The following is a 13,480-nucleotide window of genomic DNA, read 5'->3' as shown; positions in this document are numbered from 1 at the left end:
TCCACGTCAGCATCAACATCCGCATCCACGTCAGCATCAACATCCGCATCCACGTCAGCATCAACATCCGCATCCACGTCAGCATCAACATCCGCATCCACGTCAGCATCAACATCCGCATCCACGTCAGCATCAACATCCGCGTCCACGTCAGCATCAACATCGACGTCAGCATCGATGCACTCTTCGGACTCCTCGTCAAGGCTCGAGATGATGCCGCCGGCCGGGGCCTGCGCTTCAACCTCCATCTCGCCGAACGAAAGCTCGACGAAACCAAGCGATTGGCGGCCGACAAGGGGAATATCGACACCAATGTCGACGCTGGCGGACAGTCCGTCTACCCGCGCTTTGACGTGCGTAGACGTTTCGATGTACTCACCAGGCCCCTCGTTGATGCCACCCTGCACGAGGGTGATCTCCACCAGGCCCAGGTCGATCACCGTGTTGAGTCCAGTGTCGAGGTCGAGTTCGGCCTGAACTTCGCCGGTAGCTGGGTCACGGATGATGATGTTGCCGAACGGAGCCTTGTACTCCAGCAGGTCCGTGGTCACCGGGTCAACGCCAGTGGCGACCGCGCGCAGGTACGAACGGTGATCCTCGCCGCCCGCTCCACCAAGCGAGATCTCGATCATTCCGTTCAGGGCGTGTATGCGTGTCCATTCGTACACTGCCCATGCCTCGGCGGCAAACGTCCCCGCACCAGCTGGTTCCGGGTTGTCGATCAGGTTGGTTTGAGCGGCCGTCTGGAACGCGTCAGCGCCGAGGACCACCAGCTCAGAACCAAATCCGGGCAGCGGCAACGGAAGGTCAACCCGCAAGAGATCGACATCTGCCGCATCCGAGGTGGCAAACGAGAGATAGTCATCGATCTCGTAGAGGTCGGGGAAGTGACCCAACGGTCCGATGTCGGCAAAGGTGTCCTTCGCTGACCCCGTACCTTGCATCAGCTGGCTCGTTGACCACCGGGCGTGTGCACCGTGGTTGAAGACACCAAGGTTCCCCAGTGGAGGGATATCCAGCTCGGTGCTGCTCTGAGTAGCTGAGGCGTTGTGTGGCAGCGCCGTCTGCTCTGTGTGGAACAGCGGAATCGGGATTGGCGCACCCAGGATGCTGAGGTCTCCGCGGAGGATATGCGCGTAGCCGTGTGAGTGATCACCCTCGGAGCCATCCGGCAGCACGTCGGAGTACGCCTGCGCATGTGCTTCCGGGAAGCCCAGCTCAGCCCCAAGGAGCGCGGGCCCGAGCGGAGCGCTCGCTAGGGATACCTCAGCCCGAGCGATCGAACTTCGTGCATCGGCCATCCAGTCGCCGTTGAACTCAACACAATCCACCGGGATCGAGTCCCAGTGGTCATCTGCGGAAGCGGTCACCGCGTACATACCCATCGCGCTGATGGTGCAGAGCGCGGCCGCTCCTCCTATGGCCTTGTTCAAGCCACGCGTTTTGCCACGCGTCAGCTTGGCCTCGTCAGATCGCATCTGACTCCTTCCACCGGCACCATCCGTGCCGGTCTCTACGTAATTCTCATTTTTTTGATCGGCGCACGAGATGTCGCCGACGAGAGCTGAGCGCATTGCCCCACTCAACCGGTAAGACCCCCTGGGAGCCGCCGCCATGACGCAAGAATCTAGAAATTTGAACTTGCAGTTGTCACGCCCACAGAATCCTGTTTGATCCAACCAAGAGCCGCAAATGGCCGCCCTTCTTCGCAAGGTTCGCAAACGCGGCGGTTCACGATGAACAGCCGCCATAGGCACACTCCCGACCACCTTGCCGATACCTGACCTGGATGCCAGCATCTTGATCAGGGCGGGCATGACCTCGCCTGATACGAGGGATCCCCGCAACAGTCACAGCCAGGAAACCGCCACATAGCCGGTTAAAAGCTGGCCAGAGAAACCCTCTAAAATGATTTAGACAATCCCTAGACCTATTTCATTACGCTAAATTCTGTAAAACATATGTGATCTATATCACAGTGCTACTACTGGCTTCTCAGCACTCCGTTCGGCAAACTCACAACTGCTTGTCACGCGGATGGTGGGTAGATCATTTCGGAGTGCGGCGGAGCACCCAGCAAATACAGGCATTGGCGCACATCAGGTTCTGCCGCGTCTAAACGGGGGATTCGAGGTAAGCACAGTGGTCAGCATCTCGGGAGTCATTGATAGTCCAACGACATCGCCACCGGCCACCGCAGCCAGCGCCGAGGGGCAGCCACGAGAACGGTCGGCTCGACCCGACGCTGAACTCATCGAACAGGCGCGAGCCGGTGACCGCCAAGCGCTTGCCAGCCTCTGGTGTCGGTACGACCAGGACACCCTGGCGATCGCCAGGCGCATCGTCGGTTCTCCGGTAGACGCCGATGACGTCTACCAAGAGGCCGCGCTACGGTTCTTCACGGTCCTCCTGTCCGGAAACGGTCCCCGGCCAGGAAGTGTGCGCGGCTACGTGCTCACCATTGTCCGGCACGTAGCACTCGACCGGTTGAAGCGGGAGTCCCGTGAGGTCCCTACCGTGTACGAAGAACTCGACGCACCTGTCGCGTCGTCGATTGACGACCCCTCCCGTGTCCTGGCTGTCAACGCGTTCCGCCAGCTGCCGACCCGCTGGCAACATGTCATCGACGCCACCGTCGTGAAGGGTTTGAGCCCACATGAGCTCGCCAGCGCTCTGGAACTGAGCGACAACGGTACGGCTGCGCTGGCACTTCGAGCACGGGAGGGCCTACGACAGGCATACCTGCTCGCCCACGTCCAGCCATCCGTGAACAGCGTTTGCAGCCGCATCATGGTCAAGATGGCACAGAGCCTGAGGGGGCGGGCGGGTAAACGAGCCGCTGAGCTGATTCAACGCCACGTTCGGCTCCATCCGGCTTGTGCCCAGCGCTACGAGGCGATGAGGCAGGCCAACTTCGAGCTCCCCCCACCTCGGTCGATACGTTCACGCCAGCCGGGCTGAGAGCCCGTTCCCCAACCCCGGCGAGAGGCGCGGACGGCCGTCCGCGCTCGGTCCGACGAGGCCGACGAAGGAGTCGCCCCGGGGTTGCGCGGCGACTGAGGAGAACGTCGCCGGTCGGGATGCGGGGCCACCGCAGCTCGTGGGGTTGAGGGAACAGGCTCTCAGGTCCGCCGAGCAGGGCCGGACCTCAGGGCGCGGAGTCATCCTGGCGGGGCGTCGTCGACTACCGCCTCTGGAGTCAACCTCGGCCTGGTGTCTCGGACGAGTTGTCAGGAGCCGATGGACTCCCCGCTGAAGCTTGTTCGCCGAGGGTCCTACGTTCCTCATCCCATACGTCTTCGGCGACCGTCCGCTCAGCAAGCCGGTGCCGGATGGTGGAGACCCGTCTATCCAGCGCCGTCGACGCGGCATCACGACTACGACGCAAGATAAAGATGCTCATGATGCCGGAGCAGAAGACCGCGGCCAGAAGAAGCCAGAAACCCCGGAAGCCGACCAACCACAGCAGCGCCCCGACCACGATCAAGATCAGGGCACGCAGGAACGTGTAGCGGAGGAGAGCCATCGCTCCACAAGTTTACGACTAGCTCGCTGGGGGCCCACGATCACCGTCCAACCCACCAACAACGGGTCGGTACGGTGGTGCCATGACCGACCAGATGCGTTTCGGACTCTTCGTCCCCCAGGGGTGGCGGCACGACCTCGTTGACATCCCAGCCGAGCGGCACTGGGAGACGATGGTCGACATAGCCCGCCGTGTCGACGCCGGCTCCGCCTTCGACTCCCTCTGGGTCTACGACCACTTTCACACCACTCCGGTGCCCAGCGAAGAAGCCACCCACGAGGCATGGACGCTGATGGCCGCCTTCGCCGCCGTCACCAGCCGGGTCCGGCTGGGCCAGATGTGCACGTGTATGGGCTATCGCAACCCCGCGTATCTGGCCAAGGTGGCAGCCACCGCGGACATGGTCTCCGGCGGGCGGATTGAGATGGGGATTGGCGCCGGCTGGTACGAACACGAGTGGCGGGCCTACGGGTATGGCTTCCCCAGCGCCGGCGAGCGGCTGCGCATGTTGGACGAAGGTGTCACCATCATGCGTCAATTGTGGACACACGGCACCGCAACCTTCAGTGGCCAGCACTATGACGTCGATGGCGCCATCTGCCGTCCACTGCCGCTTCAGGAGGCCGGCATCCCGTTGTGGATCGCTGGCGGAGGCGAGAAAGTCACGCTGCGTATCGCCGCCAAACACGCACGTGGTGGCCAGCTGGACGCTGGAAGTTACACCGCCTACACGAACTTCGGGGGCGACATCGCCACATTCGTCCGCAAGTCGGAGATTCTGGCTGAGCATTGCCGCGACCTCGGCACCGACTTCGAGTCCATCACCCGCAGCTCCAGCTTCAACATCATCGTCGGTGAGACGGAAGCCGAGGTCGACGACAAACTGGCCCGCTTCGCCGACCGGCTCAGCCGGTTCCTCCCCAAGGACAAGCTGGACAGCACCGTCGCGCAGCTACGCGACCTCCCGTCCACCGGAACTCCAGAACAGATCGTCGAATACATCCGCGCCCACTACGACGCCGGCATGCGATATGCCATCTGCTACCTGATCGACGCCGCGTATGACCCGGACGGACTCCGGCTCTTGGAACACAACGTGCTCCCCGAGCTGCGGTGACGGCGCTCCCGAGCAACGCGTCGCGGCGCCAACCCCTGGTCGGCGCCTTGGCCAGACTTGCTGGTGAGAGACCGAAACGTCGGCTTATACGCTGTGTCGCAACCGCCAACGTACGCTGAACGCAGGGTGTTGTGTGCGTGCGAGCCCATCTGGCTTAGGCTGGAACGTAGAGATTCACCCAACGAGGAGGTCCCGCAGTGGCCCGCGTATTGCCGGTGGTGGTCGCGCTCATCCTGGCGGTCTATGCGCTGATCGACTGCCTGCAAACCGACTCAACCAGGATTCGTGCGCTCAACAAGCCGATATGGATCATGATCATTCTGCTGGTTCCGGTTGTCGGTCCCATTCTGTGGCTGGCCGCTGCCAAACGCAGACTCCACCCGCGCCCCGCCCGTCCGGTCCAGCCGCAGCGGGCACCGGACGACGACCCAGAGTTCCTACGGCAGCTACGTAACCTCGACGAAGAACACGAACAGCTGCTGAACAGCTGGGAGGCCAACCTCCGGCGTCGTGAAGAGGAACTGCGCAAAGACGACCCGCCGAAGGAAGACCCGAAAGACCCGCCCAAGCGGCCTGATGCCAATCCAGAGGAAGAACTCCGTAAGCGTTCCGACGGTGGTGACGACGACCGCTAGTTGTCCCCCTACCCGGTGATCGTTGTCAGCTTAGTGTCGCTATAGCGACACTAAGCTGACAACGATCACCGGGGGAGCAGCGCTTACAGAATGCTGCTCAGATCAACGATGTCGTCTTCGTCCGGTGCCTCGATGTCCACCGACACATCCCACTCGAAGTCGAGCCCACCAGTCTGGCCCTCCGGCGGGTCGAGCCGGACCGGCAGCGGATCACCGGTCGTGGCGATGTACATCACGCCGCCCTCGGAGCTGACCAACCCGATGGCTGGCTCGCCGTTGACCTCGGTCTCGTCGCCCTTGGTCACCGACCCGACCGGCGTCAGGACCGACTCGGTGAAGTTGTCCAAACCACCGAAATCAGCGAACGAGTCGAAGCTCGTATCTCCCGGCGGGACGAGAACGTAACGGTCCGCCAGCAGCGCGCCCGCGCCAGGGTCGCCGGCCATGGTGGTCCAGGCATCGGCATCCGCCCTCATGTAGAGGTCATCGCCGACACTGAGCAACTCGAAACTTATCCCTTCAGCGCTCAGGGTTCCGGTGGAACTGTCCGCGGTTAGCTCCATGCTGATGCTGAACTCGGATCCTTCGTCGCTCACCGCGCCTTCGACCCGCAACGACTCGGCGGCTTCGGCTGCCTCCTGCGTCTCGGTCAGGATCTCGGCCGCGGACAACCCGGCTATCCCGTTGTCGTCGTCACCACCACACCCGGCCATGGTGACTCCCACCGCCGCGACGAGAACGGCGCACCTCGCGGCGGCGAATGCCCCAGGACGTGCTGCTGTCATGCTGAACTCACACTCCGTATGTCGAAAGAAACAGATGTCCTACCCACATCGAGTGTGAGGGAGGCCGGCCGTCGATGATGCACTATCCACCATGTGTCGCGGAACCGTCACAGGCCGCCGTACGAGTGCAACCCGTCGAAGAAGATGTTGACGCCGAAATAGCTGAAGATCGCGGTCGTCAATCCGATGAGACCAACGATTGACGCCTTGGACCCCTTCCAGCCGGCGGTGGCGCGCGCGTGCAGATAAGCCGCGTACACCAGCCAGGTGATCAGCGCCCACACCTCCTTGGGGTCCCAGTCCCAGTATCGTCCCCACGACACCTCCGCCCAGATGGCTCCAAGGATGAGCGGCCCGATGGTCCAGATGGGGAAGGCGATGGCGTTGAGCCGGTAGGCGAACCGGTCGAGCACGGACGATGCCGGCAACGGCCGGGTGACCCAGCCGGTGCGGCCACGACGCTCGGCCCGTTCAGCGGCGATCTGCAACGCACTCACCGCACCCGCCACGGTGAACAGGGCGAACGCGATCACCGCGCACCCGACATGGACGATCATCCAGTACGAGCGCAGAGCCGGCACCAACGGGCCCGGCGGCACGTACAGGATGGTGACCGCCAAGCCGAGCGTGATGAACGCGACGAGCACCACCCACGCGGCCACGGCCCGTCCGGGTGCCGTACGAGCCATGATCAGGAAAATGACCGACGCTAACAGGGCGGCCGTGATGGAGAACTCATACATGTTCCCCCACGGCATGCGGCTGGTGCCGACCGCCCGCATCGCGACGCCGGCCGCTAGGACAGCGGTGGCCACCACAAGGAACGCGAAGCCCAGGCGGCCCCGCACGTCTGCCTGGTCGGTCAGGTAGCCGGTCAGCTCGGAGTCGGCCCGCCCCGTTGGTGCGGCGGCATCACCCGCGGCCGCGGTTTGCTCACCAGCAGCGGCATCGGAGGAGACCAGCGCCGGGTCCGGGGCCGCTGACCGCTCGGCCAGAGCTAGCTTGAGGCGGTTGCGGGCCCCCGTTTCAGCGGCAAACGCCAGCCAGGAAGCCAAGTACGCCACCAACGCACAGCCGACGACGTACCTACTCCACTCGGCTATGGCATCGAGATCCATCACGTCTTCCTCTCCGACTCGCCATCGTCCAGTCTGGCCCTGAGACCGTCGGTGACCGAGGCGACCTCGTCGTCCAGGTTTCCACCATCGGAACGGTGCAATCCGGCGACGTCGACAACGGTACGCCCATCGGCCCCGCGCGTCGCACGCACCCACACCCGCCTGCGCCGCACGTACAACGACGCCGCCAGCCCGACCACCGCCAGGATCGCTCCGAACAGCGCGATCTCCTTCCCGGAGTTCCGGCTGATCTGGAGGTTGACCCAGGTCACGTAGCCGTCGAAGGTCACGTACCCGGCGTCGTCAGGCAACTCCACCGTCTCGCCCACACCCAGCCTGGCGCGAAACGGCTCTCCGTCAACCTCGAACTGTTCCAGCCCGTCCTGGGTGAGCCGATAGACCGACTGCGCGACGCCATCGTTCAGGCCGAGGTCACCGTGATAGGCGGTGATGAACAGTTCCGGGATTCGCGGCTCGGGGAAGATCGATCGCATCCCCACGTCGTCGATGTACGCCGTCGGCAGGAAGACACCCTCGATACCGAGGTCGGGGCCGGTCCCCACAGGCACCTTGACCACTCCCGTGGAGGTGAAATTGTCGTCCTGCGGCAGGAACGGGACCGGTCCCTCCGCCAACACGTCGCCGGCCGCCGACCGAACCGTGATCGCCGGGGCATAACCGGGGTTGAGGATGTGCACCAAGGTGCCATCCACGTTCAACGGCTCGTTGACCCGGATGGTCCGGGTCTCCGGCTCGGCACCCGGGGCACGCACGAAGTTCACCGTGGCCTCATAGTTGTCGGGCATCCCCAGCTGCGCCCCGGCGTCGAGGAACTCCATGGCGAACCGCTCCACCTCGAGTGAGAAGGGCGGCAGGTCACCGGGATCGAACATCGGGCCGGCCGACAGGTTGTCGTACTGCACCAGGGAATTCGCGAAGCCCGAGCCTTCGGGTACAAGCACCGTGCCTCGATAGCCGAAGAGGCTGCCCAGCGCCACCGCGAGGAGCACCACCACCATCGACAGGTGAAACACCAGGTTGCCGGTCTCACGTATGTGCCCGGCCTCCGCGTCGATGGAGTCCGAGCCCTCCCGCCGCCCGACCCGGAACCGGCGCGCCCGCAGCTCAGCTCGGGCGGCTGCCAAAACCTGCTCGGGATCGCCGTCGACCACAACCGACCGGTAGGCCGGCATCCGGGACAGCCGCCGTGGCGCTCGTGGTGGCCGGGCCCGGGCCGCCTTCCAGTGTTGCCAGGCACGCGGAAGGATACATCCGACGAGCGAGATGAGTAGTGCGATGTAGATGGCGGCGAACCACGGCGCCGAGAACACGTCGAACAAACCCAGACGGTCATACCACTCCGACAGTCCCGGGTTGCGTGCTCGGAAGTCACGCACTAATAGCGGGTCCGCCCTGGACTGAGGGATGATGGAGCCAGGAATAGCGGCGAGCGCCAGCAGGAACAGCAGGATCAACGCGACCCGCATCGAGGTGAACTGTCGCCACGCCCAGCGGGCGAACTCCCCCGCGTTCAGCGCTGGCGGCCGCGGCGGCTCACCGGAGCGACCAGACCGGTCACCGGCCTGCGCTCCCCACGGCTGCTGATCGTGTGGGTAACCACGCTCCGAGACGTGAACCGGATCGATCTCCGGTTGGGCTGGCGCCGCGACGTCGCTACGCTCGGTCATACAACCACCTCGAACCCGGAGATCCATCCCTGCATGCGGGCCATGATCTCGTTCCACGCCCCGGTGGCCAGCAGCACACCGAGGACCACCAGCAGCACACCGCCGAACCGCACCAACACCATCTGATGCCGGCGTAGCCACCCGAACATCCGCAACGATCGGTGATAGGCAAGCGCGGCCAGCAGGAACGGCAGGCCCAAACCGAGCGTGTACATGAACGACAACAACGCCCCCCGGCCGGCGTTCGCCTCGTCGAATGCGAGGAACTGTACGGCGGCCAAGGTCGGCCCCATACAGGGCGTCCACCCGAGGCCGAACACGATTCCGAGCGCCGGCGCACCGGCCAATCCGATGGTGGGGGTCGACGACGCCGTCCACTGCCGAGTGAGCCCAGGCAGCCAGCCGGCGAACATCAACCCCAAGGCGATCGTCACGACCCCCATGATTCGCGTGATGATGTCGGCATGTTCCCGCAACGTGCTGCCGAGCCCCCCGAAGAGCAGCCCGTAGGAGACGAAGACAAGCCCGAAGCCCACGATGAACAGGCTGACGCCCATCACCATGCGGCCCCGTCGCGCCCCCGACAACTCGTCACCGGACAACCCCGTCACGTAGCCGAGGTAACCGGGAACCAATGGCAGCACACACGGCGACAGGAAAGACACCAGCCCGGCCAGCATCGCCACCGGGATCGCCAGCAGGAGCGAACCCGTGAGGACGGTCTCGCCGAAGGTGCTACCCATGGTTCACGGACCAGCTCCGCCTTCGGCGAGGACGTCGGAGATCATGTCGCTCAGGGAGCCGCGCCCGATAGGGCCCAATACCCGCCCGGCCATCCGTCCTTCGCGATCGATGACGAGTGTGCTGGGGATCGCCGCCGGCGGCAGGGTGTCGCGGAACGCGAGCAGGGCCTCGCCGTGCGGGTCGAACACACTAGGGTAGGTAATGCCGAACTCGTCCTCGAAGGATCGAGCGGCGGTCTCGGTCTGACCGTCGCGGGTGTTGACCCCGATGAACCGGACACCCTCGTCGGCGTACTCCTCGTAGACGGCTTGCAGGTCCGGCGCCTCCTTGCGGCACGGCGCACACCACGAACCCCAAACGTTGAGAACGATGACGTCGCCTCTCGCCTCCGTGAGGTCGAAGTCGCCTTCGTCCCGCAACAGCGGTCCGCTGAACTCAGGGGCGGGTTTGCGGTTCTCCGGCGCGTACAGGCTGACGACGCCGTCGCCCTCGATATACCCGATGTTCTCGACGTCGCCGTCACGGGTGACCTGACCGTCGGAGCAGCTCACCAGCACCAAACCGGCGAGTAACGCGGCGACGGACACCGCCGGCCACACCCTGGCTTTCATCACGCCCCCGCGGTGAACGTCTGACCCGAGTCAGGCAGCAGATCGGCCGCCGGCTCGCTGTACGCCACTGACACGACGGCGCCGTCCCGGTACGTGAAGGTGGTCAGGCTGGCCAACGAACATTCCCGTTTGCGGGGATCATGCCAGAGCCGTCGCCCCTCGATAGCCGAGCGAACGGTCCAGATCGGCAGTTGGTGCGAGACGAGTAGCGCCTCCCCACCGTCGGCCAGCGCGCGCGCTCGCTCCATAGCCCGGCGCATCCGGCTGGCCAACTCCGTGTACGGCTCACCCCACGAGGGGCGAAACGGATTACGCAGATGCTTCCAGTGCTGCGGCTTGCGCAGTGAGCCGTCGCCCACGCCGAACGTCAGCCCCTCGAACACGTTGGCGGCCTCAATGAGGTCGTCATCAAGGGTGGGCTGCAACTGGAGCGCCGCGGCGATCGGTTCCCCGGTCTCGACAGCTCGCTCGAGCGGCGAGGTGACCAGCAGGCCGATGTCTCGATCAGCGACCACCTCGGCCACTCGCTCAGCCATCGCCCGGCCCCGGGCGGACAGGTGGTAGCCGGGCAGCCGGCCGTACAGCACACCTCGGGGGTTGTCCACCTCACCGTGCCGTAGCAGGTGGATCTTCGTGGTCCCCCTGGAGGTCGTCATCGCTTCCTTCCCTCGCGCCGATCCTGCCGCCGGCGCCTATACTACGACGTGTCGTTGACAGTCACCGAGGCGCACCGTCTACCGCCCGAGCAGCCGCTTCCGCGCCTGCGGGCAGGGCCGCCGCGATCCGGTCGAGAGCCTGGCTGTCGTGGGCCGTGCTGACGAACCATGCCTCGAAGGCCGACGGCGGCAAGTACACCCCACCGTCGAGCATCGCGTGGAAGAACGCCCCGAACTGAGCGGTGTTAGTGCGCTTCGCGGTCTCGAAGTCGGTGACCGTCTCGGCGGGATCGACGAAGAACACGGTCAACAAGTTCCCGGCGAACTGGACGATATGGGGCACACCCGCAGCTTCCAGGGCCGCACCCACAAGCTGTCCGACGGTCCGGGCTGTGTCGTCGAGCCGCTGGTAAACAGCGTCGTCGTCGGTCAACCGGAGCGTCGTGAGGCCCGCCGTGCTGGCCACCGGATTGCCGGCCAGCGTGCCGGCCTGGTAGACGGGCCCTTCCGGCGCGAGATGGGCCATGATCTCGGCCCGGCCCCCGAACGCCGCCGCCGGAAAACCTCCACCCATAACCTTGCCGAACGTGGTGAGGTCCGCGGCGACACCGTCCAGCCCGAACCATCCGGAGCGCGCCACTCGGAAACCGGTCATCACCTCGTCGAGCACGAGCACGGCGCCATGTGCGTGGGCGGTGTCACGCAGCAAGGCATTAAACCCTTCCCGCGGCGGCACCGCACCCATATTTCCGGCCGCCGCTTCCGCGATGACGCAGGCGATGGCATCGCCGTGTTCGGCGAAGGCAGCCTTGACCGCCTCAATGTTGTTGTAAGGCAGCACGATGGTGTCGGCGACGGTGGGTTCGGTGACACCCGGTGTGCCAGGCAATCCGAACGTGGCGACACCACTGCCGGCCGCAGCCAACAACGGGTCCACGTGACCGTGGTAATGCCCGGCGAACTTCACCACCTTGCTACGCCCGGTGTAACCCCGGGCAAGCCGGACCGCGCTCATGGTCGCTTCAGTGCCGCTGGTGACCAGCCGCACCTGATCGACGCTGGTGCGCGCCACGATCGCCTCAGCCAACTCGACCTCTGGTTCGGTCGACGTGCCGAACGACACACCCCGCGCCACCTGCGCCTGAACCGCCTCGACCACCACCGGGTGGGCGTGGCCCAGAATCATAGGCCCCCAGGAGCCCACGAGATCGACATACTCACGGCCGTCGGCGTCATACAGGTACGCGCCGGCACCTCGCTGGATGAACCGCGGCGTACCGCCCACCGCTCCGAACGCCCGTACCGGCGAGTTCACCCCGCCTGGGGTAACGGACTTGGCACGCTCGAAGAGTTCCGCGCTGCGGGGGACGTCGTTGCTCACCGTGCCATTCTCGCAACCGACCCACGCCCTGCCCGCACACCCCTCCCCGTTGTGCACCTGATCTCCGTTTTGACGCCTGATCGTTCTCGTCAGAGCGATCAGGTGTATGAACAGCGGGTATCGGCGCGGTGTGGTGCATCTGATCGGGTCTCAGAGTGTGGATGCGTGGCGATCAGATGCGCAACCGGGGCTCGTCGGTGCGTTGATGCATCTGATCGTCAAACTCACCGGGCCGACGAGCGGGACGTTGGGCGGACTCCGCCTCTGCACGCTGGTGTCGATTTTGGGGAGGGCGCGGGGGGGTAGGTGCGATGACGCGGATTGGGCACGTGGGGTGGCAGTCTGCATCAATCGCACGAAACCGGACACCATCGCCGATGCCAACGACGCTCCACCGCGCTACGCCGCAACACGTTTTCCAGGCGCGCAGATATCTCTGCACGGTCGAGGCAGCTCGCCTGGAGCAACGTCCCTGCAACGATCGGTGAGTGGAGCTGGTGGTGCTGGCCGGAGATTGCCGGCCGGCGAAAATAGGTGTTGCCGACGCGACATGTGCCGTGTCGACCAAGAGCCGCACTGTGGCGGTAGTGAGCCGGATGATTGCCAGGTCCCAATACGACATCGCACACTTCGCTACCGCCAGATGGCGTAATAGCCTGAATCCGGCGCTTAACACCACCTGGCGGTAGCGAAGTCCGGGACAGGACGACACAGTCTTCACCGCACGGAAAACGTGTCGTCGGGTGGGCGAGCACAAGAGCCTTACTGCGGCATCCGCCCGGGTACAAGGACGCTTACTGTCACCAGGGCGACAGCAAGGAGGCTTACTGCACAGCACCGTGCCGTATGGAAGCTCGTTGCAGCTAGCCGAGGGGTGAGGGTCACCACAATGTGCGGCGAACCCGACGCCCTCAACGACCGCGATGAACGCGGTCGAATCAGTCCGGGAACCAGACGCCGGGTCTGGTTCCCGGCTGCTCCCCACCACCTGACGACGGCGACCCCGCGCTGATGGCGATGCCTGACCACAGACGGTGATCACAGCGGCGGCACGCTCTGGCGATCAGATGCACACCTGGCTACCGCACACGTTGTCCTGTTTCGGGACATCGCTGACAGTTGATGTCTCGGGACATCGCTGACACCTGAATTGTTGTGGACTGTGTGTTCATGACGGGGAGAGTGGCAGCGATGGATATCAGGATGGCCGCGGCGTTGG

The 13,480-nt window shown here is 64.7% G+C and carries 12 protein-coding genes; 3 read left to right on the top strand and 9 right to left on the bottom strand.

Features of this window, described 5'->3' with window-relative positions; translation table 11 throughout:
- A partial coding sequence (locus tag G8760_RS29670) for a hypothetical protein (RefSeq protein ID WP_207782871.1) occupies window positions 1-1,817 on the bottom strand: 1,817 nt, incomplete at its 3' end.
- Window positions 1,818-2,142: 325 nt separating this feature from the next.
- Between G8760_RS29670 and G8760_RS29665 the strand changes: the two genes are divergently transcribed.
- Entirely contained in the window at window positions 2,143-2,961 is an 819-nt protein-coding gene (locus G8760_RS29665) for an RNA polymerase sigma factor (protein ID WP_166356431.1), read from the top strand.
- A gap of 238 nt (window positions 2,962-3,199) precedes the next feature.
- Here the strand turns inward: G8760_RS29665 and G8760_RS29660 are convergent, their stop codons facing one another.
- Window positions 3,200-3,526, bottom strand: a complete 327-nt coding sequence (locus G8760_RS29660) for a DUF4229 domain-containing protein (RefSeq protein WP_166356430.1) — start codon at window positions 3,524-3,526, stop codon at window positions 3,200-3,202.
- Between the two features lie 94 nt (window positions 3,527-3,620).
- Between G8760_RS29660 and G8760_RS29655 the strand changes: the two genes are divergently transcribed.
- Together G8760_RS29655 and G8760_RS29650 are read left to right on the top strand one after the other, a co-directional pair.
- Window positions 3,621-4,643: a TIGR03560 family F420-dependent LLM class oxidoreductase gene (locus tag G8760_RS29655; protein ID WP_166356432.1), complete on the top strand. Its 1,023-nt coding sequence runs from the start codon at window positions 3,621-3,623 to the stop codon at window positions 4,641-4,643.
- Window positions 4,644-4,840: 197 nt separating this feature from the next.
- Window positions 4,841-5,278, top strand: coding sequence for a PLD nuclease N-terminal domain-containing protein (locus G8760_RS29650; RefSeq protein ID WP_166356429.1), 438 nt, complete (start codon window positions 4,841-4,843; stop codon window positions 5,276-5,278).
- A gap of 83 nt (window positions 5,279-5,361) precedes the next feature.
- Here the strand turns inward: G8760_RS29650 and G8760_RS29645 are convergent, their stop codons facing one another.
- The 7 genes from G8760_RS29645 to hemL all read right to left on the bottom strand — a co-directional run bounded on the left by G8760_RS29645 (window position 5,362) and on the right by hemL (window position 12,261).
- On the bottom strand, window positions 5,362-6,063 hold the full coding sequence (locus tag G8760_RS29645; protein WP_166356428.1) for a hypothetical protein: 702 nt from the start codon (window positions 6,061-6,063) through the stop codon (window positions 5,362-5,364).
- A 107-nt stretch (window positions 6,064-6,170) separates the two neighbouring features.
- Window positions 6,171-7,181, bottom strand: a complete 1,011-nt coding sequence (gene ccsB / locus G8760_RS29640; RefSeq protein ID WP_166356427.1) for a c-type cytochrome biogenesis protein CcsB — start codon at window positions 7,179-7,181, stop codon at window positions 6,171-6,173.
- The gene (gene resB / locus G8760_RS29635) at window positions 7,181-8,869 is read right to left on the bottom strand and encodes a cytochrome c biogenesis protein ResB (RefSeq protein ID WP_166356426.1); all 1,689 of its coding nucleotides are present in this window, start codon (window positions 8,867-8,869) and stop codon (window positions 7,181-7,183) included. The genes ccsB and resB overlap by 1 nt, the downstream gene beginning before the upstream one ends.
- Window positions 8,866-9,612 carry a cytochrome c biogenesis CcdA family protein gene (locus tag G8760_RS29630; protein WP_166356425.1) on the bottom strand — a complete coding sequence of 249 codons (747 nt, stop codon included), beginning with the start codon at window positions 9,610-9,612 and terminating at the stop codon, window positions 8,866-8,868. Before G8760_RS29630 ends, resB begins: the two co-directional genes overlap by 4 nt.
- Window positions 9,613-9,615: 3 nt before the next feature.
- Window positions 9,616-10,224 carry a TlpA family protein disulfide reductase gene (locus G8760_RS29625; protein WP_166356424.1) on the bottom strand — a complete coding sequence of 203 codons (609 nt, stop codon included), beginning with the start codon at window positions 10,222-10,224 and terminating at the stop codon, window positions 9,616-9,618.
- The gene (locus G8760_RS29620; RefSeq protein ID WP_166356423.1) at window positions 10,224-10,880 is read right to left on the bottom strand and encodes a histidine phosphatase family protein; all 657 of its coding nucleotides are present in this window, start codon (window positions 10,878-10,880) and stop codon (window positions 10,224-10,226) included. The genes G8760_RS29625 and G8760_RS29620 overlap by 1 nt, the downstream gene beginning before the upstream one ends.
- A gap of 61 nt (window positions 10,881-10,941) precedes the next feature.
- On the bottom strand, window positions 10,942-12,261 hold the full coding sequence (hemL, locus tag G8760_RS29615) for a glutamate-1-semialdehyde 2,1-aminomutase (RefSeq protein WP_166356422.1): 1,320 nt from the start codon (window positions 12,259-12,261) through the stop codon (window positions 10,942-10,944).
- Between the last annotated feature and the right edge of the window lie 1,219 nt (window positions 12,262-13,480).

Source organism: Phytoactinopolyspora limicola (genome assembly GCF_011320225.1).
Taxonomy (GTDB): Bacteria; Actinomycetota; Actinomycetes; order Jiangellales; family Jiangellaceae; genus Phytoactinopolyspora; species Phytoactinopolyspora limicola.
The sequence above is the reverse complement of the archived record's forward strand: the minus strand, read 5'-3'. Positions and strand labels throughout refer to the sequence as shown.

Coding starts and splice junctions, on each gene's coding strand:
- G8760_RS29660 (WP_166356430.1), bottom strand. CDS start 3,526: ATGGCTCTCCTCCGCTACACGTTCCTGCGTGCCCTGATCTTGATCGTG.
- G8760_RS29655 (WP_166356432.1), top strand. CDS start 3,621: ATGCGTTTCGGACTCTTCGTCCCCCAGGGGTGGCGGCACGACCTCGTT.
- G8760_RS29645 (WP_166356428.1), bottom strand. CDS start 6,063: ATGACAGCAGCACGTCCTGGGGCATTCGCCGCCGCGAGGTGCGCCGTT.
- ccsB (WP_166356427.1), bottom strand. CDS start 7,181: ATGGATCTCGATGCCATAGCCGAGTGGAGTAGGTACGTCGTCGGCTGT.
- resB (WP_166356426.1), bottom strand. CDS start 8,869: ATGACCGAGCGTAGCGACGTCGCGGCGCCAGCCCAACCGGAGATCGAT.
- G8760_RS29630 (WP_166356425.1), bottom strand. CDS start 9,612: ATGGGTAGCACCTTCGGCGAGACCGTCCTCACGGGTTCGCTCCTGCTG.
- G8760_RS29625 (WP_166356424.1), bottom strand. CDS start 10,224: ATGAAAGCCAGGGTGTGGCCGGCGGTGTCCGTCGCCGCGTTACTCGCC.
- G8760_RS29620 (WP_166356423.1), bottom strand. CDS start 10,880: ATGACGACCTCCAGGGGGACCACGAAGATCCACCTGCTACGGCACGGT.